This window comes from Carboxylicivirga taeanensis (assembly GCF_051851475.1).
Lineage (GTDB): Bacteria > Bacteroidota > Bacteroidia > Bacteroidales > Marinilabiliaceae > Carboxylicivirga > Carboxylicivirga taeanensis.
Genome location: NZ_JBPUSJ010000003.1, coordinates 89,052 through 113,759, shown reverse-complemented (window position 1 = coordinate 113,759; position 24,708 = coordinate 89,052). Strand labels below are relative to the sequence as shown.

Below are 24,708 nucleotides of genomic sequence, written 5' to 3'. Positions count from 1 at the left end.
CAGGAATAAATAATTGATCTTACTTAAAAATCGTAATAATTAATTTCAAATGAAGGATTATCTGCATTGATTAATGAGACTGTTCCATTAGAATAACTCAGTAAACCACCGGTATTACGAATATAATAGCCTTTTACACTGCCCACTATCACTTCAAATAATGGTTCAAAGTAGGGAGTTAGGCTAGGTGCATTAGTAGCACCTGTAAGTGTAAAGTAAACTTTGCCATCTTCTTTCACTTCGTAGTTAACGTCATACCAAATAATGCCTATATTGGTATATATATGTAAATATGGCTGGTCACCTCGCAAATCTCGGATATATATTCGCTCCAGTTCAAGGCCAATATCTGCTAATGATTGAGTATAAGATGTATAGAACTGATTCCATGCCTGACTGGATTTATTTGGCTCCAGATAGTTATAGCGAATGGCATTTGCCTCGACCCCAAAGTCATAAAAAGGCAAAGGTACAATAGGTTCCATTCCATAAATAAGAACTGCACCTGATTCGGTATCTTCAAAACTTTCATTCTCCATATTAAATATGAAGCCTTTAATTGTGATGCCCGCAATAACTAAAGGTTGAATAAAATTAAACCCTTCAGCCGTGATATTGATCGGGTATGCTTTTTCAACCACATTCCCATTTTCCATAAATGAGACAGTAGCTACACGATTTACTCGGTCGTAAGAAAAGTCTGCTATTCCGGAACCATCTAATTGAATATTTCTGAATACATAATTCATAGGGTCCCCTATTAAATTGACTTCACTTTCATATAACGGCCCCAGATCCCAATTGTCCTCGTTTGCAATATTAAGAATCAACTCTGTTACTTCTTCACCATTATAACCGTTATCTGTTTTACTGGTTAACACTACCTCATTTTCATTGGCTGAAGTGATATTAAAGACAAATTCACCTCCCGAGTCATTATTATTTATCTCGTAAATCTCATGCAAAACCGAATGGGATTCAAATACGAGTTCAATTTTCAGGGTTTTATCAATACGATAGGTGATGGTGTCATTCTTTGCTTTATAGCGATAATCAGATTGGAGAACAACTTGATTATTTTCTATGAATTTAAAAAGTATAACATGGCTGCCCACATCACCATTTCTGTTATAATTGCCAATCCAACCAAATTCGGGGGTATTGAATATTTCGATGAACTCTTTCTTTTTTTCGTCGAATCGTTCGTTGACACTCTTGTCGAACATGTATTCGCTGCTATTGTCCTGGCAAGCAGCAAGCAGGAGTGTCACTATTGTATAAATAAAGTATCTTGCTCTCATTTCGTTGGAATTTCATTGTATTCAATTACATAGTTAATTCTCTCTTCCATTTCTTTCTGGACAGCTGTAAGATCAATATCAAAGGAATTTTGGTAGTATTTAAGAATCATATCCAGCTTTTGGGCGATTTTAACTCGTCCAGCGTTTAACGCTTCTTCCTCTTTGCGCTCTTCCAGATCTTCGATAGAACTTAAATCTCTTAATGTGATGTATCGGGAGTTAAAATCAGCTAATGGCATTGTTAGGTAGTGAGATACTATTTCACAAAAGTCTTCGTGTTCATTCATTGTTCCATAGTTACGAACCATGCCCAGCTTAATTGCGTCATTGAGGCTTACATTGTTACTCCAGCCATTTCCCAAGTATCTGTCTGATATTTTGTTAAAACCAATTGGTATGGCATAGTTCTGATGAACAATGTGTGTGAACTCATGGTGAACCGTAGCTAACACGCCTCCACTTGGGCTGGTTAGCCACTCTCTGTCTTGCAGGTCATATGCATTAAGATTAAGAAGTGTGATTCGAGCCCCAGCTTCTGCAAATCCAAGTAGTATTGTTCCGTCATTCTTATAGATGTATGAACCCATATACTGTAGTTCAGGAGGAAATAGGTCTAACATAAATCGTTCTCCTGCTTCGCCAACCGACTCATAAGAGCCAATCCATAAGTACTCTATGAGTTGGGTGACAGGAATAACTAAACTATCAGCAATAGGCACTGCTCGTTGGGTTGGCTTGATAAAACGATCATCCCATCGCCAGCGAATGGCAGTTCCAAATTTATCAAACAGACCTTTTAGGTATAGGTCATTAGGGTGGTTGGATTCCGCAACTACTGGCGGAATATATTTATCATTCACATCATCTGATGTGCAATTTGCTAAGCTAATGATTATTAGTAACGCAAAGCAAATTTTTGAAATGTTATAGGGTAACTTTTTCATGTCTTAAGTTTGTTTAAAGGTTAACGGGGGTTTTCCTGGATTCCTTGAGCTATAGCCTTGGCAGGTATCTGTATAGCTTTCTTAAGATCATCGTCAGCAAGAGCAAACTCATCACCTCGCACATCAATGTGTGTAATTGGAAGTTTAAAGCGCTTAATATCCCACCAGCGAAGGCCTTCACCTAAGAATTCTTTTCGTCTTTCATCAAGAATGAAAAGCCACATAGCTTCGGTCTCATCTTCTTTGTCATAAAAGGATAGAACCTGTTCCATTGTAAGTTGGCCACCGTTTTTATACCTGCTCGGAGCAATGGTGTTATAATCACCTAAAGCATCAGCAGTCCGGCCAGTTGCAATATAGGCTTCCATGCGGTTAAAGATTACTTCTTCAGTTCTAAATTCTGGTTGGATATAGTATGGATAGCCTGTTGTAGCTGTGGTATATTCAAATAGTTCTCCATATTTAGGTTGATACCTGGCATCAGTACTAGCACCCCAAGGCTGGCGTCTATAGTCGGCACTTTCTTGTATATTGGCATTGAAGATATCATTAAAGATGTTGTTGTCGGAACGATAGCCTCTTGTGCCTCTCGTAACGTTAAGAGTCATTTTGCGAACAACCAGTAAATTGGCAGGATCCTCAACATCGACAAATTGAGCACCAATTTCTTTGAAGTTATTCCCTTCAAAAACAGCATTCATATCTCTGTAGGTGCCAGGTGCTGGAACCCCTGAACCAAGGATTAGATTAGAGTATTTAATGCAGTTTTCATAATCTTTGACATATAAGTAAAAGCGTGAAGCGAATGCGTAAGCTGCTTGCTTAGTAAAATGATACTTACCGGTACCTACATAAAACTTATCGTTGATCAAGGGAAGAGCTGCTTCCAAATCCTTTTTAATAAGATTGTATGTTTGTTCTAAAGTGCCACGTTCGTAGTGAACCAATAACTCTACTTCAGGGGCAATAATGTAAGGTATGCCTAATTCTGAACTTGCTGTTGTCTTGTCATAACTCTGACAAAAAATATTAGCAAGGATAAAATGGTTATAAGCTCTTGTTATTAACGCCTCTCCTTTAATAGCATTATATAGCGCTTGATTTGTGTTTTCAACTTCATCAATTGTTTTTAGCACCTGATTGGAGTGTGCAATAGCGGTGTAATTACTACTCCAAAGGTAAGTGGGAGTATCCTGATTTTCAGAAGATACGACAGGTTTAAATTGGAAATTCTCATTCATCCAATCATATTGTGTGTTGTCCGCAATGGCAACAGCATTGTCTGTTTTCCACTCAATAAAAATATAAGATGCTTCTGAATAAGATGATACAAGCAGCTCTCGTAAATTGTCGAGTGTTTTTAGCTCTTGCCTGTTATCGGGAGCTACATTTAGGTAGTCGTCACATGATGTTACTACGATAAAGCACATCAAAATATATAATATTTTGTATCTAGTAAGCATAGTTTAGAATTTAAAGTTCAATGTAAAAGTATAAGTTCGTGCCATTGGCATTGCAATACCTCCTGATTGATAGAATTCCGGATCGATTCCATTCAGTTTTTTATCAGAATGCAGCAAAGCTAAATTATAAGCCGATAGAGTGACATCTGCAGCCTTGATAAATGTTTTGGCTAATAGTTGGTTAGAGAATCGATAATTGAGCTTGATGTTTTTGAGTCGGATGAAATCTCCATCCGCTACACGTTCATTACTTTTATTGTACAATTGATATGGATTAAGGCCGGCATCTTCTAGTGCCTGAGACATTTGTTTGGTAATGATGGCGGGGATGGTTGTTTGTGTTTCGTCCCCTTCGAATTGCCAACGATTAATTAATTGGCCGGGCAGTGCAGAGTAGTCGGAGTAATTGCCATAAAATGCATCATCCAGTCTAATTTTGTTTCCGTAACGGAACACCAAACCTACACTTAAGCTAATATTCTTATAGGAAAAGGCATTAGTTAAACCTCCGTATGCCTTTGGTGTAGTGGTTCCTTCGTATACCATGTGGTTGAGGATATCATTACGTTCTTGCAGGTTTAACTTTTGAATCGTTTCACCATCTTGATCATAAAAGGTAGGGATACCATTGTTATCTAATCCCGCAAATGGAATTGAGAACAGCGCTCCCCTTGAATAGCTTTCAATATTTCCACCTGTTCGGTTGACAGCGTCTCCAATGCGGTCACGGCTATACCATTTTGTAATTTCATCCGTGCTATAGCTGTAATTAAATTGGGTGTCCCATTTGAAATTGTGGGTTCTGATATTGGTTGTGTTTAATGTGAAGTCTACTCCTTGAATTTTCATTTCTCCAACATTACCTAATTTATTACTCACACCGCCAACTCCATTCGTTTCAACATACCCTAATAGATCAACCGAGTGCCTGTTCCAGTATTCTAGTTCAGTGAAAATGCGTCCTTTTAAGACTGAGAATTCAATACCCGTGCTGAATTCGTACAACTTTTCGAAGGTGAGCTCCCTATTCTCTAATGACGATATGTACAGAGCCGTTTCACGGTCAGATATGTGCGGACGTAATGGCTCTTTTCCATAGATAAGCATTGCAGCACTGGCTCCTACCGGGTTATCACCAGATAAACCATAGGTTGCCTTAAGTTTTAAAACATCTATCCAGTTGATATTTGACATAAAGGATTCGGCATGGACATTCCAGGCTCCGCTTATATTCCAGGTAGGTAAGTATCTGGCCTGTCTCGATTCTCCCGTTCTGTTGTCACCATCGTACCTGAAGGTTCCGTTAATAATATATTTCCCCTTATATGAGTATCCGGCATTCGCATATGCGCCAAAGAAACGGTTATAAGTTTCTTGGTACCTAAAGTAGTCCTCTCCTCGGGAGTCCAGATACTTAATGAAATCAGGATCGGATAATACTAAGCCACCTTTGTCATAAACATAACCCCAACCTTCATTGTAGTCGTCAGTTCGGTCAGTGTATCTTAGCTCCTGGCCCACTAATAGGTTGATAGCATGGTCTTCATGAATCATGGGGTTGTAATTAATACTAAACCTGGCCATATATGAATTTAAGCCATACTGTGTGGTTTTTCGAAATCCCCCGTTAGGTAAGACTGAATATGGAGGATCCAATGGATTTTGTTCGTCTGAAAATAGATATCGGTTATAGTCTCTAAAAAGAGGGTCATCAGCTCTATAGGCGTTGGCATTATTCGAGTTCTCATGTATTTCCTGCACAGCCTTACTGGAATACCACCTACCTTGAAGAGTCCCGTTGAAAACTAATTTATCGGTGATATTATAGTCAAAATCAGTTTGAAATAGTAAATCAGCTACATCAAGGTTAACAGAGTTATTTTCAATCTCATGAATAATATTAAAAGGTGCATAGTTTCGTCTGAAAAATTGCAGGCTTCCATTTTCTTCACGAGGGGTTATACTGCGACTGGTATATAGTGCATAGTTAAATGGATTAATATCGAAGTTACGTTCGTACTGGCCATCGATGGCATTGAACTTACGCTTTTCAGAGGCAGCAACTCTTTGATCACGAATGTTACCTGATAGTTTAAATCCAAGCCTGAATTTTTTACTAAGGTTAAAGTCTGTTCGAATTGCAGCTGTATAATTTTTAACATCATCGGCAATTGTTTGACCCGGATCATTCATTATACCAATAGATGCTCTTATTTTTGCATTTTCAGAACCTTGTGCAATACTTAGGGAGTGCTGTTGTATTATTGATGTTTTAAATACCTCATCAAACCAATCAGTATTGGCATCAGCATAACGTTGTAAATAATCGTAGTTTAACGAACCATTTGGCCCCCAAGTAAGCTCATCATTTGCAATTTTATAGAACATATCTTGCATAACACCATGGGTTGAACTGGTATTTGAGCTGGCGATATCTATCCATCCTTTTTCATACAACTCCTGATAGACTGCCATTTCCGCACCAGAGGTCATGATGTCAAACTGGTCGTATCTTGGCTTTTCACGTACTGTTAGACTTGTTGAGTAGGAGACAACAGGTTTACCTTGAGTACCTTTTTTTGTGGTAATTACAATGACTCCATTCATAGCACGGGCACCATAAAGTGCTGTTGCCGAGGCATCCTTAAGAACCTGAAACGATTCAATGTCTTCAGGGTTGATGCCGGCTGTTGGAGAACTTAAGAGAGTCGTTAAATTTCCAGAGGTTAAATCTTCATTACTCATTTCTACGGCATCTTCCATAACTACACCATCCACAACCATTAATGGGCGGTTTGTACCATAGATTGAAGCATTCCCCCTTATTCTCATAATTGGTGCTGTACCAAAGGTTCCTGAAACATTTTCTATTTCAACACCTGCAACTGTTCCTTGTAATGAACGACTTACGTCAGCAACGCCTTCTATTTTAATATCTTGTGCATCTAATTTCACTGCGGATCCCGTGAAAAGTTTGCGGTCAACTTTCTGGTAGCCTGTAACTACTACCTCGTCAATATCAGAAGACTCTGGTTGGAGATGGATTGTAAGCTCAGCTTTGTTCTGAATATTAATCTCTTGTGCTACCATGCCTATGAAAGACACCACAATGGTTGTGCTTCCTTCTGGAACCAGTAAGTCGAATTCGCCATCGAGTCCAGTTGCAGTTCCTATTTGGGTGCCTTTAAAAATAATAGAAACTCCAGGTAATGCCAGCCCTTTCTCATCCACGACAGTACCTTTGATTCTTTGTTGAGGTTGAGCCTTGTTATTTATGTTATAGCTCGGTTTAACAATAATATAGTCATCCCTAAATTCATAGGTTAAGGATTTATTTTCTAATATGTAAGTAAATAAATCACCAACTTCAAATGTTGAATCTGAAAGTTTAACTTGCTCTTGTTTATTCAAGCGATTGTTACTGTAAATAACAGTCAACCCTGTTTGGTTTTTTATTTCATTAAATACCTCTTCAATGGTTAACTTACTTTTTTGAAATGTCACTTTTTGCTGCTTACTGGCATAGGAAGATAGGCTTGATGATAGCAATACTGCTAGTATCAAAACCAGTCGAAATGAGGCGTACCTTTTCCAGTGTTCATTCGTTAGTGGAATGAACCTGCATAAAAACAGTTTCTTCATAGTTTTAGATTAAAAATGTAGATAATTATAACTCAGAGACCTTGATACCTGAGTTGTTTTTTTCAAATTTCACGTTAGTGGTTTTAGCTATTATCTTTAAAAAGTATTCTAAATCATAGTTGTGCTTGGTCATGCCCGAAAAGCGAAGTTCGCCAATTTGTTCATTGTCGAAATGAAATTTTACATCGTACCATTTGCTTAACCGAAAACTGATTTCCCTCAGTGTCATGTCATTGAACTCGAATACGCCATCCTTCCAGGATGTGTATAAACTAACATCTACTTGTTCTTTTCTTATAATTCCCGACAAAAAGGTTTGTTGGAGTTGCTCGCCTGGTAGTAAGTGGTGCTCCTCTTTATCGATGGTCACACTTACTTTACCTTCTGCTAGCGTAATACGGCTCATTGGTTCGTCAGAATAGGTGCATATATTGAATTGAGTACCGGTTACGCATACCGTTTCATGTGGAGTTTCCACAAAGAAAGGATGCTGCTCATCTGATTTTACTTTGAAATAAGCCTCTCCGTCGAGCTTAACCACTCGTTGCTGTGCATCAAAAAAATCAGGGAAAGATAATGTTGAACCGGCATTGATCCACACCTCCGTTCCGTCAGATAGTTGTAAATGAAAATCCTTACCCCTGGGAATGATTAGTTTACTCCAGCTTTGTTTGCGCAGGGTATTGTCTTTCTGTTCTGTGTGAGGACGATTGAGAGCCAGTTTATGAGATTGTCCGCTTAAGGCAATTCCATTAGTCTGTATCTCAATAGAGTTGCTATTTAGTTCGTAAATACTATTTGGAGTTTCGAGCATCACTGTTGGTGGAGGTGAGCTGCTTTGTTTACTTACGTAATCAGCGATATGTTCGAAATGCGTTGGCTGCCCTATTGTTGTAAGTATCCATCCGGTGTAAAGGATTCCGGCAATAATTGCCGCCGCCGCTGTTCCAATTATCCAGTTTTTTATTGGGTTGGCAGGGTTGGTCTTTTGTTTAATTTGTTCAAAGGTGAGGTTGGTTTCAGAAGGCGTTGAAGATGCTACTTGCCACTGTTGTTTCAAGTAGTTATCAATATCACTCTTAGCAAAAGAATCCATAAAGGTTTCTGCCTGCTCCAGCTGTTGTTTGGTGAGGCGCCGGTTGCCAGTAATATTATTGATCTGTTGTGCTATGTAGGTTTTTTTATCCATTCTAATAAGGTAATACGTTTATGCGTCACAGTTCCGTGAAGGACATCGTAAAAAAATGTTAATTAAAGTGATAATATTCAGTAAATCAGTATGTAGTAATTAGTAGAAAAGAATAAGTAGTTTGGTGATTTCCGGGTATTTAGTTTTTAAGTATTGCAGTGCTTTTCTAATTTGGGTATCCACTGTATTTTCACTTATGCCAAGTTCAAGTGCTATGCTGCGATAGGTTTTTCCTTCATAGCGGCTGAGCATAAATATTTTTCGTCTTTGAGGAGGAAGTTCTGCAATTAGTTGTTGAATAAGTTTACTGGCGTCGTTATAGTATATGTAATCTAATAAGGAGTTGTCGGAAGATAAATCATCAGTCAGTAATTCGATGTATTTTTTATGGGAGAGCTTTTTTCTTAAAAAATCGTATACAGTGTTACGAGCAATGGTATAAATAAAGGAGTTGACTGATAGTTCAGGATTGAAACTCATTCGGTTGGTCCAAATCTTAACAAACACTTCTTGAGTTAACTCTTCAGTATCACTGTTGTTGTTAATTAAGCCTTTAATAAACGAAAATACCCTGTTTTTGTAGAGGTCAAAAAGATGATTAAATGCCTCGCTGTTTCCATTCTGCATTTTCATTACCAAGTGTTTCTCAATAGGTATAATTTGAGATTTGGTAGATGCTTGGTCAAGCTCTGACTCTGATAAGGTGATATGGCAGATGGCATCTTGCATCAATGGGCAATTTTAAAGGTTTAGTTGGAGGTGGGCGTTTATTTATATTCTGAAACTATCGTAAAAATTGTTAAATAAAAACAAATAAACAAATCATACCATTAAATAATAGTTATTACCATATTGTTTGAACTGATAGGTGTTCGAAGTGTCAACATTATTCTTTTGGGTTTATTCATAAAAAAACGACCCTCCGAGGAGGGCCGTTGAAACAGTTATTGCTTGTATTTATAATTTCACTTATCGACTGCGCCTGGCTCTGGAGGACGAGAGAAGAAGTTTCTGACCCTAACAGCCAGGTTATACATCACCGGTGCCATAATCAGGGTTAAGACCGTTGAGGTACTCAATCCAAATATTACTGTCCACGCCATTGGGGACCAGAAGTCGGCATTGTCACCACCAAAATAGATTTTTGGATCGAGCTCTGAGAACAGGCTTAGGAAATCAAAGTTCAGACCGATTGCCATTGGTATTAAGCCCAAAACCGTGGTGATGGCTGTAAGTAATACGGGGCGTAAACGTGTTTTACCGGCCCGTACAATGGCATCCACTTCATCTTGGCGGGAGAGTCGACCATGTTCGCCAAGGCCTTGTTGCTCTTTCACCTGACCTCTAACCAAATCGATGTAATCAATCAGTACGATGCCATTATTCACCACAATACCGGCCAGCGACACAATTCCAACCCCTGTCATTAATATGATGAAGTCCATTTGGAAAGTGCCCAGGCCCATAAATACACCAATGGTGCTTAAGCCTACAGTGCCAATAATGATAAGAGGCTTGGCTCCCGAGTTAAATTGGGTAATCAGTATCATGGCAATCAAGGCCAATGCAAATAGCAAAGCTCCCACCAGAAAGTCCGATGTTTCCTGTTGGCTTTCCTGTTCGCCAGTCATCTTCCAGTTGTAGTTGGCCGGCATTGGGTAATCAGATAGCACTTGCTTGATGCGCGCATTAATCGTGTTGGCATTGTAACCTTCCACAACGTTTGAAGTGAGTGTAATGACCCTTGTGTTATCGATGCGGATGATTTTTTCGTAGGTCGAGGCATACTCATAGCTCGCCACCGCCGAGATAGGGATGAGGCTTATAACACCATTTTTATCCACTTTCATCTTTTGATTCATCAGGGTGGACACATCGTAGCGGTACTGGTCCTGAAGTCGGAGCATAATGTCATACTCGTCTTCACCATCTTTATATTTACTGATTTCTTTACCGTATAATGAAGTCCGTAGCGCCATGGCAACCGCCTGAGTTGATAGGCCCATGCGTCGCACTTTGTCGCGATCGATAAAAAGCTGCATCTCAGGTTTATTGGTGTTTAAATCCATTTCCAGATTTTCAATGCCGAGAATGTGATCCTCATCAATCACCCGTTTGATATCTTCACTTACCGCAATCAACTTATTGTAATCATCGCCTGCCACCTCAATATTAATAGGTTTACCAACCGGTGGCCCGTTTTCCTCTTTTTCAATAAATACTTTAGCACCGATAAATCCATCGAAGGCTTTGGACAGTTTCGACATAATTTCGCGGGTGCTGTGTCCCTGGCGGTACTGAAAATCGAGAAAGGTGATGGTGGTAAGTGACTTATTAGGCGAGCGGCCCGACTCAAATAGTCCACCTTTGCCCGTACCCACACTGACTCCAACAGACTTAACTATATCCATGTATGGCTCGAGTGTCGAGTATAGAATTTCCTCAGCATTTTGCGTTACTTCGTCAGTTACTCCAATATCGGTGCCCAATGGCAGCTCCATCGTAACATAGATGGTTCGTGGTTCATTTTCAGGAAAGAAATATACATTTGGCTGCATCATTCTAAAAAAGAATAATGAGAAGAAAAATAAACCAATAGAACCGACCAGCAGCCATTTGCTGGTTCGTCTGCCCAAGGCCTTTCGGAGGGTATTCTCATACATGTTTTCGAGGATGGGCAAAAACGTGTATTGAAACTTGATGGCAGATGGTTTGAGAATGTATTTATTGAGAGCTGTGATGAGCAATGGTAAGATCAATAGGTTGCCCGCCAATATGCTGCCTGAGAAATAGGCGAGAACGCCCAGAGCCGCTAAAGCACCAGTTACGATAAAGTACTTCTTGAAGCTTTTTTGCTGGCGGATATCTTCCAGTTTCATAAACCGTGAGGCAAAAACCGGGTTAAGAACTAGGGCTACAAATAATGAGGACGCCAGCACAATTATGAGGGTAATGGGCAGGTAACTCATAAATTTACCCACGATACCTGGCCAGAAAACCAGGGGAAAGAAGGCTGCCAGGGTCGTGGCCGTTGATGAAATAATGGGTATCGCAATTTCGCTGGTTCCGTTTTTCACAGCTTTCTCCGGTTTTACACCATGCTCCATCATGCGGTACACATTTTCAATAACCACAATGGCATTATCCACCAGCATACCCAATGCTAAAACCAAGCTGAATAGCACCATTGTATTAATGGTGTATCCGATTTGTTTTAAAACCATCATGGAGATGATCATGGACATTGGAATGGCCAGGCCTGAGAAAATAGCATTACGCAATCCGAGAAACATGTATAGTACAATCATCACAAATATCATCCCGAGTAGGATACTATTCTCCAGGTTGCTTATCTGGTCTCTTACAAATACCGATTGATCATCAGTAACGGTAACTGTTAAGTCGGCCGGCAGGGTTTCACTTTCCTGCTTTTGCTTAATAATGGTCAATATTTTGTCGGTGGCGTCCAACAGGTTTTGTCCGCTTTTTTTAACAATCGACAGGGTTACCACCGATTTATGGTCCAAACGGGAAATGGTACTTTGTTCTTCAAAACCATCAATTACGACCGCCACATCTTTGATGTAAACGGCGCGTCCGTCAACCTCTTTCACAATGGTATTCCGGATCTCATCCATGTTTTTATAGTCGGCCTGGATGCGAATTGAGCGACGCGTTCCGTCTACTTTAACTTCTCCGGCGCCCACCGTAAAGTTTTCAGTAGCAATGGCGTATTCGATGTCTTCAAAAGTAAGGTCGTAGGCCGCCATGCGGTGTGGGTCAGCGTGAATCTTAATCTCCCGTTCATCCACTCCTCTAATGTCGGCTTCGCGCACTTCGCGTAAGGTTTCGAATTCATCCTGCAGCCCTTCGGCAAACTTTTTTAACTCGTAAATACTGTAGTCGCCCGAGAGGTTAATGTTCAGTACCGGGAATTCGGAAAAGTCGATGTCATCAACAATTGGATCGTCCATTAAGTCGTCGGGCAGCTCGCTAAGTGCTTTGTCAACCTTGTCTTTCACATCGAGTTTAGCCTGCTCAACCGAAACATCTGCCTCAAACTCAACAATAATGAGGCTCATGTCCTGAAACGAGTTGGACGACATTTTTTTAACACCGTTGAGGTCTTTCAGCTCTTTTTCCAGTGGGCGGGTAATCAGGTTTTCGATGTCCAGCGGACTGTTGCCCGGATGCGGTGTGCTCACCGAAATATACGGCACTACAATTTCGGGGAATTGTTCGCGCTGCATCGAATTATAGCCCATCCATCCGGCTATAATCAGAAAGAAGGTGAGGATGTAGATGGTGTTTTTATTGTCGAGTGCCAGAAAAGTGGGTTTAAACTTTCGCGTGGACACTTTCTCTTTATATTTTTTCTCTGTTTGCATTTGTATTTAGATTTGGGCTTGGTTAAATAGAAATTGCAGAGCCGTCAACCACCTGTGCATAACCTTTGGTAATGATTTGGTCGCCAGGTTCAATGCCGCTCAAAACCAAGGTGTTATTATTGTCTTTAATGCCGGTTTTGATGTAGCGTTTTTTGGCGAGTAGTTGGCCTTCCGTCTCTTCCACCACAAAAATAAATTCGCCACTAAAATCTTTCTTCACCAGTATAGAAGGTACAACAATGGCCTTTTCGGCAGCAAAGGTTCGCAGCTTTAATACGGCCAGCATATTGGGCTTAATGTCATTGGTTTTGTTAGATAGATTAATGCGAACGCGGAAGGTTCGACTACCTGGATCAATAACCGCTGAGGTCCGGAATATTTCGGTATCCATCTGTTTGTTGATCACCGGAAACTCTACCGCCACTTTATCACCGGCTTTTACCTCTTGCAGATATATTTCGGAAACATCGGCGCTTATATATACCTGGTCAATATTAACCAAACGGGCAAAGGGCAGTTGAGGCCCGGCCATCTCGCCTCTTTTTTGAATCACTTCATCAACCACTCCGTTAATTGGCGCTCTCAGTGTTGCTAAGTCCAGTTGTGCTTCCAATGCCTCTTTCTGCTGTTGCAGCGCTTCCATATTCGATTTGGCCTGCAGATATTCCATTTCTGAACCAATGTTTTGCTCCCACAGGTCTGCTTGGCGTTCGAAAGTGGTGGTGGCCAGCTTCAGATTAATCTCAATTTGTGCCAGAGAACGTTGGGTCATTTCTGTGTTGAGCCGTGCCAAAACGGTACCTTTTCGTACGCGGTCGCCTTCTTTCACTTCAATTGAAACAATTTTACCGGCTGCTTCGGGGCTGATGATGATATTTTTGTCTGCCTCCACTTTGCCGGTTACATCAACAAAATGCTCATAGAGCCGGGGTTCAATGGAGCTGGCAACTACATTTATGGCCCCATCTTTTTTATCTTTCGCTAAGTCTTTTTCCAGCTTGGCAATTTTTTTCTTCAAACCGCTCAGTTCCTGTTTGTACTCATTCAGCTGCTCTTCTTTCATTTGACGGGCTTCATCTCCTTGCTTGGCTGAGCAGGCGACTAAAAGAGCTATAAGTGGAAATATTAATAATTTTTTCATGGTGTTTGATTTTGATAAAAGTTGATGCTTTTTACGCTTTACAGTTGGTTAATGGCTTTCATATACTTAATATGCGAATCCAGCAGGTTGAGTGTTGATTGGATATAGCTTATCTGCGACTGGATATACTGCCCTTCGTTTTGCGATAGTTCGGTGCTCGATGCAAGGCCTTTGGTGAATTTAATACGGGTGCGATCATAAATTCGGTAGGCTATTGCTTCGCCGTCCTTATCGTTTAGGTAGGTAGCTCTTGCATTTTTAAAATTCGATTCTGCAACCATCAGCTGCTGCTTTAAGCCTTCTTCAGCCTGGCGCATTTCATTCTGCAATTTCAGGTAGTTGATTTTTTCCTGCTTTACTTTGGCGTGGCGCATGCCCGAGGTAAATATGGGAACGCTTAATGAGAGGCCAATCATTTGTGAGTTGGTATTGTCCATGTCACTAAATTCATCACCAAACTCAATATAGCTGATGTTGTAGAAGGCATTTATTTTAGGAAGATATTGGACCTGTTCATTTTTTATGATTGTTTTTTGAGCTTGTTCCTGAGTGGCCAGTATCGAGTAGTCAATGTGGCTGGTAACATCGAAGCTTTTGGAGTCGGGGGTATAGACTTCCACCGGAGTCAATAAAAAATCTATATTATCGCTAAGCTTAATGGGCGTGCTAATGCTTAGCCCCATTGAGTACTTCAGTACAGCTTCAGCAATGGTTAGCTGCCGTTCTGCATCCAGCACCAGGTTACGCGAATTGTTCACCATCAGCCTAAGCTGATCGACATCCGTCAGTTCTCTGAATCCATTGTTGTAATAGGCCTGCGTTTCTTTGAGGGTTTGCTCATTCACCTCCAGGTTCTTTTTAAAAGTTTCCAGGTTTTTTTTCGCAACCAGCGCCACATAATAGGCTTCGGCCACCGATTGGCGAACATCAATCTGCGTTTTGGTTCTGTTCTTTTCGCTGATGTCCACGTATATTTTGCTGGCTTTGATACCCAGCAGGTACGATCCGTCAAAAATGAGCTGATTGACATTACCTGTTGCATTCCAATTGTATTGCTGGCCAAACTGTGTTTTTAAGCGCATTGGTTCCGAGCCGTCTTCGGGCGTCAGAGTGATTACATTTTCCTGTATCGACAGGTTATCTGTAATTTGCGCTTCAGCTTTCACTTGTGGAAGTCCGATGGCAATGTACTCCCATACCTTTCTTTCCGCGGCTTCAATGTCATAGCTTGCGCTTTTACTCTCGAAGGCATTTTCTGTAGCGTACTCCATGGCCTCTTGAAGTGTAAAGGCCAGGGAATCGCCATCAGTCTGACTGGCAACTGTTCCGCTCAGGGTCATGAGTAGGAGCAGTGCACTTGTTAATTTGTTTCTCATAGTTGTGTGTTAATTTGTTTTGCTTTGATTAATCACAGAATAGGCGTTCTACTTCTTGCAGTCCTTTCTCGGTGCAAATCCCTCTGAAGTGGTATTTAAACACTTCACTGAATAGCTCCATATCCCGCAGTTCGATGGCTGTGAACAGACCGTTTGTATCATCAAACGTGTAGATGTGATGAGCGAGCAAAAGGCGGGCAATTACATTTTCATTGATGTCTTCGTGGTAGAAACCTTCTTTTTTACCCTGCCGGATATTGGAAGTGTAGGCATCAAGGATATATTCTTTCTGTTTTTCTTTAAAGTCGTTTAATAGAGCCGGATAGTATTTTTTTAAATCATAAATGATGGTAGGATGGTACTGTCCGATATGTGGCTCCATCATGTTTCTGAACTTTAGAAACTGCTCAATGGCATTCAGGCCTTCCTGCTTAAATATGGAGAGCAGTTCTATGTCTTGGTTAAAAGCTATTTGTAACGCATCTTCTACCAATTGGTGTTTATCATTAATCGATTGATAGAGCGTTTTCTTGGACATGCCTAATTCCCGGGCTATGTCATCCATGCTCACACTCTTGATGCCATACTGGCAAAATAGTTTAAGAGCACCTTGTGTTATTTCCAAACGTTTTTCTTCCATAATGCAAATGTAAGAAACTTTATACTCTTAAGAAACTTTAGGCATGTTAAAAGTTTCTTAAGTATTTATTGTTGAAAAAATAAATACTCAGCTTTTTGATGTTCATCAAAGAAATATGTTCAGTAATCGATTATTCTGTATGTATTTCAATAAAACGGTTTTCTTAGCAGAAAGATTAACTCAAACCAGAAATGCTTAAACTTTTAAAAAGTATTCTATTAATAATTTTTTGCCTCTCATTGGCGCATGCATCTGCTCAAGAAGAGAAGCCGCGCAAGCGAAAAAAAGCGAGTTCAGACAAGGAGGTTCAAAAGGAGCCGGGCAGCATCGACGAAAACGAAGAGGTCAATGCGTTTAACCCTCTCCAGAAAATGGGCGCGAAGCAAATTGATAGACGTGATGATTTACTTTGGCACAGTGGAGCCGCCAATACAGTATATGATGGAGCCGGAAACATTAGTTTGATGAAGGCTTCCCGCTATGGTTTGAAACCCGGCCTGGAGTTATCCTCATACCTCTTACTGAATTATTGGATGCCTAATATTTCCCTGAAAAAAAGATGGCGAAACGAAACCTGGTACGTAGCCAGCAAACACGGCTTATACTCTGCAACACCTGGTTTGCGCTGGTTCAATAAAAGGGATTATCCCTCTATTGTTGATAATGCCAATCATATTCCGATTATTCTCTCCATGAATAACGAATTGGTGGTTTCCCGCTTAATTATGAATGATGGTAGCTGTGGCCGGGCTAAACCATACATTATATTTACGGGTGGGATAGGACTTGATTTTGGAGTTCCTTTGGGCGACTCTGATTTAACAGAGATGCAAAAACATTTTCTTACCAACCGCAGCCCGGCGCTTACCGGTTCTGGTTATACAGCCTATCTTAGGGCCCGGGTTGACTGGCAGATGACACCAATGTTTCAGCTGGGTGCAGATCTGCACTATTTCAGGGGAAATTTTAGTGGTAATGGGGCCATAGAGCATCGGGCCGAATTACAAGCACTCGTGCTTCCTAAACTGTCAATTTCTTTAGGTTATGCACTCTCGTTGGCTAACTACACGGGTACGAATTCTGTTGGGATATTGCCACTTGTGGATGTCAGTTACTATTTTGGTAAACGGCAGGGGCGCCAAAAGGGACTCTTTGGAAACAAGATGTTTTAGTGGACTTACATCGCTTTTTTACAGAGCTCTGGTGGTCTTTTGTTCAAATTACGGCGAAAGTCAATCAATTCGGTCCGTTTGGTTTTGACTGGTATCCTTTTACTTTTCTTTATTATATACATTTGAAGTGATAGATTCTTCAATACGCAATGTTGTAAGTGTCGAATTGATTCAGGTTTAATTGTGTTACTTGTTAGTTGGATGCTGATTAAGTTTTATCTTTAGGCGGGCAAATAGGGAGGGAAGTCTCTGTTTAGTTGCTCTTCAACCAAAAACAACATGTGTTTAACTAGAAACTTAAAATTATTAAGGTAATGAAAAAAGAAGTAGCTATCGGTATTGATATTGGAGGAACAAATACGGTGATTGGAGTCGTGGATCGCGCAGGTAATCTGTTAGCCGAAGCAGCAACTCCAACACTTACGAATACCGATATAAAAAACTACCTGGATGTACTTTGTGCAAAAATCAATGAGACGGTATTTGAACTTGAAGAAGAAGTTGAAGTAATGGGAATTGGTGTTGGAGCACCAAGCAGTAACTACTATACTGGCGAAATCGTTGGCGCTTCTAACCTGGGATGGGGCGAAGTGGTTCCTTTTGTTGAGTTGTTGAAGGAGTATTACGACTATCCGGCTATTGTGTTAACTAACGATGCTAATTCTGCTGCCGTTGGGGAAATGATGTATGGCGGTGCCAAAGGGATGAGTAACTTTATCATGCTCACACTTGGAACCGGTGTAGGAAGTGGTATTGTGGTGAATAATGAGTTGGTGTTAGGTCACGATGGCTTTGCAGGCGAGCTCGGTCATGTGATTACTGAGCGTAATGGCAGAGAGTGTGGCTGTGGACGTAAAGGTTGTTTGGAAACTTACGCTTCGGCCACTGGAATTTGCAGAACCGTTTCGGAGCTAACAGCAACGACCAAAATACCAAGTGAACTGCGCAAAGTGCCTTCTGGTCAATTCACCTCTAAAATGGTGTATGATGCGGCTGTAAAAGGTGATGCCCTGGCTCTGGAAGCTTTTGAGCAGACGGGCGAAATGCTCGGACGTGCCATTGCTGACTTTGTAGCTTTCTCAAGTCCTGAGGCAGTGTTCTTGTTTGGTGGATTGGCTCAGGCCGGTGATTACATCTTTCAGCCAACCAAAAAGCACATGGAAGAAAACATGTGTTTCTTGTACAGCAATAAGGTAGAATTGTTACCCTCGCAATTGGATGGAGCTAAAATAGCAGTGTTGGGAGCCAGTGCTGTTGTTTGGAAAGAGCTTGAGCAGGTAGAACAATAACGACTAAAAGGGTATATTTTCAGTATACCCTTTCCAACTTCAACTTCTGTTTGGTTAGAATGTTTTAGATATTAAATAAGCAAACATGAAGGCAAAAATTTTATTTGGTTTAATGGCTGTGACAATCCTGTTGTCATGTCGGCCATATAAGACCGAGCCCCATTTAACCGATTATGTTGATCCTTTCATCGGTACCGGAGCTCATGGTCATGTATTTCCTGGTGCAACAACGCCTTTTGGCATGGTACAGTTGAGCCCGGTCAATGGAGTGAGTGGTTGGGACTGGGTGTCGGGCTATCATACTTCATCAACCGAGTTAGTTGGTTTTGCACATATGTGCTTAAGTGGAACAGGTATTGGCGATTTAGCGGATTTGCTCATTCTGCCAACCAACCAACAGATTGTTTCAGATACTACCGCAGGCGGGAAAAACTTTCTTCAGAATTACAAAGCCTCTTATCAGCATGAAAGCGAAGTGGCACAGCCTGGCTATTACATGGTTGATCTACTGGATAAGGGGATCAAAGCTGAGCTGACAGCTTCCCGAAGGGTAGGCTTCCACCAGTATCACTTCACGGATGGCCAACAGCAATCGGTAATTGTGGATTTGGGCCACGCTATTAACTGGGATCGCCCGGTAGATACGTATATTAAGCAGGAAAGTGATACACGTTTTGTTGGTTACCGCAAGTCATCGGGCTGGGCCAACGAGCAATGGCTCTATTTTGTGATTGAAACCAATCAGCCAGTCACTGAGTTTAGAGTTGTAAATGGCGGAGAGGTAATGGCACAAAACGAACTGGCCGGCACAGATGTTAGAGGGGTCCTGAGCTTTGCCAACAGAAGTGATGGTCCTGTTCAGCTTAAGGTTGGCTTATCGTCAGCAAGCATCGATGGTGCACTCAAAAGTATTGAAAATGAAGTGCCGCACTGGAATTTTGAAGATCAGCGTCAGGCTGCTTCTGACCACTGGGAAAAAGAGCTGCGAAAAATTAAAGTTAAATCGCCCGAGGAGGATGTGAAAACAATATTCTATACCGCTTTTTATCACAGTATGATTGCCCCTTATGTGCACTCAGATCATAATGGCGAATACAAAGGCTTGAACGGTGAAATTAATAAGGCAGAAGGATTTGAGCGTTACACTGTTTTTTCTTTGTGGGATACCTTTAGGGCAAGTCACCCGTTATTTACCATTACCCAGGAAGATTTGGTTCACGATTTCATACATTCTTTTATGGCCATCTACCGCGAAAGTGGGCTACTGCCAGTGTGGGAGTTAGTTGGTAACGAAACGGGCTGTATGATTGGCTACCATGCTATTCCGGTTATTGCAGATGCCTGGCAAAAAGGTCTGGTTAAAGATATTGACGGCAATGAGTTGCTGGAGGCTATGGTGGCCAGTGCTATGACTAATGTTGAAGGCCTTAAATATTACCGTGAGTATGGCTATATCCCTGCTGATTTAGAAAATGAATCAGTATCAAAAGCACTGGAATATGCTTATGATGATTGGTGTATTGCTCAAATGGCGAAGTCTTTGGGTAACGATGAGGTATATAATACGTTTATCAAGCGTGCCGGATATTATAAAAATCATTTTGATGCATCAACAGGTTTTATGCGCGGAAAACTGGCGAATGGCGAATGGAAAAAGGAATTTGATCCGCTGTTCTCGTCGCACCGAAATGATGAATACGTGGAGGGGAACGCCTGGCAGTATTCCTGGTTTGCACCACACGATATTCGTGGCCTGGTTAAACTTCACGGGGGCACACAAAATTTTGTTACCAAGCTCGATTCTTTGTTCACCATTGATGCCGAAGTAAAAGGAGAGCATGCCTCGCCTGATATTAGTGGTCTGATTGGTCAATACGCACACGGAAACGAACCGAGTCATCATGTTGCGTATGCCTACAACTACATTGGCATGCCCTGGAAAACAGCTGAACGGACCAACGAAATTATGCGTACCATGTACACTACTAAGGTGGATGGCTTATGTGGTAATGAAGACTGCGGGCAAATGTCGGCCTGGTATGTGTTGAGTTCAATGGGTTTCTATCCGGTGAATCCGGCTGATGGTCATTACATTCTTGGCACCCCATTGTTCGACGAGTCGAGCATTGAGTTGGCCAATGGTAAGTCCTTTACCATTGTTGCTGAAAATAATTCTCCGGATAATATTTTTATTCAGCGCGCAAGCCTCAATGGTAAGCCTTTAGAACGCTCCTGGTTTACCCATTCGGAGCTGATGCAAGGAGGTGAACTGCATCTGCTTATGGGAGCTGAACCAAATAAAGAGTGGGGCACTACACAACTGCCGCCTTCAATGAGCCACTAAAAATATGGTTAATTTATAGCTAAAGAGGGAGATTGCCGAGCAATCTCCCTTTTTCTTTACATACCCTGTATTTTCACATCTTGTTAACAGGATACATTTGTATGGTAGGCGGGCTTCAGTTATTTTCGCTTTTTTAAAAAAAATTACGACAGAATGAATGGTGATAAACGGCAAACAAGTATTTACAATGTTCTTATTATTGGGTTGCTGCTGCTGGCAGTAGCCATCCGCGGAGGGGCCACCTTTGAGTGGCTAAAGCCCAGCGAGGCTCCTCTTTACACACTAACAGATCTTCAAAAAGTATTTCCGGAAGCGACCGATTATGAAAAAGAGACGGATAACAGTCTGTCTGTTTATAATCGGGCCGAGAAATTGCTGGGCTACGTTTTAGTGTCTTCCGATTTTTCAGTAAGCTATCAGGGCTATGGCGGTGCTGTACCATTATTCATTGCTCTGAATCCTCAAAAAGAGGTGTTGGCTACCGAGTTGCTTAAGCACCATGAAACCACTCCGTTTATTAAGCACCTTCAACGGCAAGGGCTATTGGAGCGCTGGAACCAACTGCCGGTTGACACCTTGCTATCGGGGGTTGAGGTGGATGCAGTGAGTGGGGCAACCAAAAGCAGTCAGGCCATCATTCGTACCTTTCGTGGCACGGTTGATCAGTACTTGAATACCCCCCACAGCGGCCTGACTATCTCAGCGATGAGGTTGGTTCAATTGGGTTTTATGTTACTTCTCCTGCTGTTTTCTTTGAGCATGGTATTCGGGAAACGTTTCAGAAAATTCTACATCTATTATTTGGGTGGCGTTGTTTTGGTCATGGGCTTGTGGTTAAATAAATTGCTGTCGCTGGAGCTGTTTCACGCCTGGCTCACCAGTAACCTGTCCTGGCAAAGCAACTGGGAGCTCATCGTTATTTTATTGCTTTCGTTAGTGTTGGCTGTTAGGGGATACAAAAATTATTATTGCACTTATCTGTGCCCAATGGGAGCCTTACAGATCATCGCCGGACGTGTATCACCATTTAAAAAACGGGCCTTAAAGCTAAATGTATCCGTTTTAAAAGTCCGTCTCATCTACCTGAGCCTCATTGGTGCCGGATTAATTATAGGCTATAGCTTGCCCCTGGCTCACCTGGAGCCCTTTATGGCGTTTTCGTATCGGGTGGCTTCGGTTTGGCTGTTGGTTGCAGGTGGCCTAATTGTTTTCTTGTCTTTATTTTTTCACCGGCCCTGGTGTCAGGTATGTCCAACCGGCTGTTTATTAAATACTATACCTGCAATGCACAAAAAACGTAAATCATAACTACTATGCAAAATAAATCAACCATCCTCAATGTCTTTCTGGCAGCCATTATCGTGGTGCTGGTTTATCAGTTAAGTACGCAGCAAACCCCTGCACCAACTGTAACGGCAGCGAGTTCGAAAAAACCTTTACCAGCAACGGATACGCTTAAAACAGAAAAGCGTTCTGTGGGTGCTAAAGGGCACATCATGCCCAAGCCGGCTTTGGTGATAGGGTCCTATGCTGCTGACGGAACGCCTAATATCATGACGGCAGCCTGGGCAGGTATTGTTAATTCAGACCCTATGAGTGTCGGTGTTTCCATACGTGCTACGCGCAAAAGCTATGAAAATATTATGGCCACTAAGGCTTTTACCATCAATGTGCCGTCGGCTAAATATGTGGCGCACATGGACTATGCCGGCCATGTGTCGGGATATGACGAAGATAAATTTAAAAAGCTGGGGTTGACAGCCGTTCAGGGCACCCACGTTAATGCGCCCTATATCGGCGAATTTCCTATTGTGATTGAATGTGAGGTAACAGAAACAATTGATTTAGGGTCGCACACGCAGTTTGTTGGAAAAATTATCGATACCAAGGTGGATGCTCAGTTGATAAAAGCCAATGGGCATATTGACATTGAACGGATGCAACCCGTTATTTACAGTCAGTCGTATTATTATGGCTATGGGCAGCCCCTGGCTAAGCCCTGGGATATTTACAAAGTATTTAAAGACGATATGGAACCAAGTATGCAGCCATCAATACACCCCAACCCAACACTGGCGACCATCTACAACCGTAAAAGCGTAAGGCACTATACTTCTGAGCTCGTTGCAGAGGAGCAACTGAATGAGTTGTTAAGAGCAGGCATGGCAGCGCCAACAGCTATGGATAAGCGGCCGTGGGCATTTGTGGTGGTGCGCGAGCGGGCCTTACTCGATAGCCTGGCTGCTAATTTGCCGTATGCTAAAATGCTGCAACAGGCTACAGCGGCCATAGTGGTATGTGGAGATTTAACTAAAACGCTCGATGGTGACGCTCAGCAATACTGGATTCAGGACTGCTCGGCAGCTACGCAAAATATATTGCTGGCAGCCGAAAGCATGGGTCTCGGTGCCGTATGGACAGGTGTACATCCCCGTCAGGAGCGCATTGAAACGGTTACTGGCTTATTAAAGATACCAGAAACAGCCATTCCGCTTAATGTGATTGCCGTGGGCCATCCAACGGGAGTTGACCAGCCAAAGGATAAATGGGACGAAACGACCATTCACTGGGAGAGGTGGTAGCCAATAGCTGTTGAGATGTTGGTCGTCAAAGCATCCCTTTTTTTTAAAATGGAGGACAGCTGCTGGTAACTGTTCGATATGGAGTTCATCTAAGCAAAGGCACAAAGATGTTGATAAGCAAAGACTTTAAAGGAATTAGCCTATTCAAGTTCTTTGTGCTTTCGTGTTTCTGACTCGATCACCTATTTAATGAGCTAGTTTGAGGCCAACAATGCCCACAACGATTAAGAGGGCAGAGAGCAGGCGGCCAATACTGGCAGAGTCGCCAAAAAAGAGAATGCCGATGAGCAATGTGCCAACTGCGCCTATTCCGGTCCACACGGCATAAGCTGTTCCGATTGGTATGGTTCTTTGTGCCAGCCACAGAAAGGTACCACTCACCGCCATGCATACTACGGCCATGGATACACCGATGAATTTCGACGACATGGTTTGTGAAAGTTTTAGTCCTAAGGGCCAACCAATTTCAAAAAGGCCAGCCAAAATCAAATAAATCCAGCTCATAAATTTTTGTTTCTTATTGCTTGCCCGCTAGGGGCTATCGGTTTATAGTGCGTTTTTAAAAGCCTTACTCCTTGCTGTTAACGGCTTTCTACGACTTTTGTTTGGCTCCATGCATCGTGCCAGCCCCTATCGGCAAATAAGAATGATAATGCATTAAACGGAACGAAGCGGCATAGAGTTCTTAATAGAATGGTGTTGAAATTAGGCTTATTTCCATGCCTGTCAATTACTTTTGTTTTAGTAATCATCTTGCCCAGGGTACGCCCTGTTGCTGCTTCAAGCGTGACGTAATAGGTTAAGGTGGAGATAAAGATCAAGAAATATTCAAACCCTGTATTGTTTTCGAATGTAGCTGCTGATTCTGGGGAGAAAACACCTACAAAGATGCCAATTGCTATCGCTATAAAAAACATAAAGATGTAGCAAAAGATACCATCGATCAGGTTGTTGACGAAACGCTTGCCTTTGTCAGCCTCGTTTAGGTAAAGCTGCTGGCGAATCGTCTCCATTTCCATTTTATGTTTTAATTCAGGATCTTCCTTATAGGTGGTGCAGGCCACCTCAAACTCAGCTGGGGCATTGGTTAAACTACATACGATTCCTCTTTGTTGATCGATTTTTTGATGTGCACATGCTTTACAATACTTAAGTCTTTCCTGTCTGTTCATTTAAAACGCAATTTGAGTCGTAAAAAAGCATGAAAATACGAATTTCCGGCTGTACGGCCTCTTGA

General features: G+C 41.8%; 17 protein-coding genes. 5 read left to right on the top strand and 12 right to left on the bottom strand.

Annotated features, from left to right (window positions below; all coding sequences use genetic code 11):
• Positions 1-23: 23 nt before the first annotated feature.
• The 10 genes from ACSX1H_RS05820 to ACSX1H_RS05775 form a co-directional block, all read right to left on the bottom strand.
• On the bottom strand, positions 24-1,301 hold the full coding sequence (locus ACSX1H_RS05820) for a DUF4302 domain-containing protein (RefSeq protein ID WP_439182865.1): 1,278 nt from the start codon (positions 1,299-1,301) through the stop codon (positions 24-26).
• The gene (locus tag ACSX1H_RS05815; RefSeq protein WP_439182863.1) at positions 1,298-2,245 is read right to left on the bottom strand and encodes a substrate import-associated zinc metallohydrolase lipoprotein; all 948 of its coding nucleotides are present in this window, start codon (positions 2,243-2,245) and stop codon (positions 1,298-1,300) included. The genes ACSX1H_RS05820 and ACSX1H_RS05815 overlap by 4 nt, the downstream gene beginning before the upstream one ends.
• Positions 2,246-2,265: 20 nt before the next feature.
• On the bottom strand, positions 2,266-3,708 hold the full coding sequence (locus tag ACSX1H_RS05810; protein ID WP_439182861.1) for a RagB/SusD family nutrient uptake outer membrane protein: 1,443 nt from the start codon (positions 3,706-3,708) through the stop codon (positions 2,266-2,268).
• Between the two features lie 3 nt (positions 3,709-3,711).
• Positions 3,712-7,350 (bottom strand): SusC/RagA family TonB-linked outer membrane protein, encoded by a 3,639-nt coding sequence (locus ACSX1H_RS05805; protein ID WP_439182859.1) that lies wholly within the window; start codon positions 7,348-7,350, stop codon positions 3,712-3,714.
• Positions 7,351-7,375: 25 nt separating this feature from the next.
• Positions 7,376-8,539, bottom strand: a complete 1,164-nt coding sequence (locus tag ACSX1H_RS05800; protein ID WP_439182857.1) for a FecR family protein — start codon at positions 8,537-8,539, stop codon at positions 7,376-7,378.
• Between the two features lie 99 nt (positions 8,540-8,638).
• Positions 8,639-9,268 (bottom strand): RNA polymerase sigma factor, encoded by a 630-nt coding sequence (locus ACSX1H_RS05795; RefSeq protein ID WP_439182855.1) that lies wholly within the window; start codon positions 9,266-9,268, stop codon positions 8,639-8,641.
• A 236-nt stretch (positions 9,269-9,504) separates the two neighbouring features.
• Positions 9,505-12,927 (bottom strand): efflux RND transporter permease subunit, encoded by a 3,423-nt coding sequence (locus ACSX1H_RS05790; RefSeq protein WP_439182854.1) that lies wholly within the window; start codon positions 12,925-12,927, stop codon positions 9,505-9,507.
• Between the two features lie 22 nt (positions 12,928-12,949).
• Entirely contained in the window at positions 12,950-14,068 is a 1,119-nt protein-coding gene (locus tag ACSX1H_RS05785; protein WP_439182852.1) for an efflux RND transporter periplasmic adaptor subunit, read from the bottom strand.
• Between the two features lie 38 nt (positions 14,069-14,106).
• Positions 14,107-15,444: a TolC family protein gene (locus ACSX1H_RS05780; protein WP_439182851.1), complete on the bottom strand. Its 1,338-nt coding sequence runs from the start codon at positions 15,442-15,444 to the stop codon at positions 14,107-14,109.
• A 28-nt stretch (positions 15,445-15,472) separates the two neighbouring features.
• Positions 15,473-16,084: a TetR/AcrR family transcriptional regulator gene (locus ACSX1H_RS05775; protein WP_439182849.1), complete on the bottom strand. Its 612-nt coding sequence runs from the start codon at positions 16,082-16,084 to the stop codon at positions 15,473-15,475.
• Between the two features lie 191 nt (positions 16,085-16,275).
• On the opposite strand from ACSX1H_RS05775, the gene ACSX1H_RS05770 reads away from it, so the two are divergent.
• The 5 genes from ACSX1H_RS05770 to ACSX1H_RS05750 all read left to right on the top strand — a co-directional run bounded on the left by ACSX1H_RS05770 (position 16,276) and on the right by ACSX1H_RS05750 (position 23,471).
• Positions 16,276-17,256 carry a hypothetical protein gene (locus tag ACSX1H_RS05770; RefSeq protein WP_439182848.1) on the top strand — a complete coding sequence of 327 codons (981 nt, stop codon included), beginning with the start codon at positions 16,276-16,278 and terminating at the stop codon, positions 17,254-17,256.
• Positions 17,257-17,570: 314 nt separating this feature from the next.
• Positions 17,571-18,545, top strand: a complete 975-nt coding sequence (locus ACSX1H_RS05765) for an ROK family protein (protein ID WP_439182847.1) — start codon at positions 17,571-17,573, stop codon at positions 18,543-18,545.
• 85 nt (positions 18,546-18,630) lie between these two features.
• On the top strand, positions 18,631-20,889 hold the full coding sequence (locus ACSX1H_RS05760; protein ID WP_439182846.1) for a GH92 family glycosyl hydrolase: 2,259 nt from the start codon (positions 18,631-18,633) through the stop codon (positions 20,887-20,889).
• A gap of 153 nt (positions 20,890-21,042) precedes the next feature.
• Positions 21,043-22,197, top strand: coding sequence for a 4Fe-4S binding protein (locus ACSX1H_RS05755; RefSeq protein WP_439182845.1), 1,155 nt, complete (start codon positions 21,043-21,045; stop codon positions 22,195-22,197).
• Positions 22,198-22,202: 5 nt separating this feature from the next.
• Complete coding sequence (locus ACSX1H_RS05750) at positions 22,203-23,471, top strand: flavin reductase (protein WP_439182843.1); 1,269 nt, start codon at positions 22,203-22,205, stop codon at positions 23,469-23,471.
• Positions 23,472-23,657: 186 nt separating this feature from the next.
• Here ACSX1H_RS05750 and ACSX1H_RS05745 read toward each other — a convergent pair whose 3' ends face one another.
• Both ACSX1H_RS05745 and ACSX1H_RS05740 read right to left on the bottom strand, forming a co-directional pair.
• Positions 23,658-23,975, bottom strand: coding sequence for a DMT family transporter (locus tag ACSX1H_RS05745; RefSeq protein WP_439182842.1), 318 nt, complete (start codon positions 23,973-23,975; stop codon positions 23,658-23,660).
• A gap of 77 nt (positions 23,976-24,052) precedes the next feature.
• Positions 24,053-24,643, bottom strand: a complete 591-nt coding sequence (locus ACSX1H_RS05740; protein WP_439182840.1) for an RDD family protein — start codon at positions 24,641-24,643, stop codon at positions 24,053-24,055.
• Positions 24,644-24,708 lie beyond the last annotated feature (65 nt).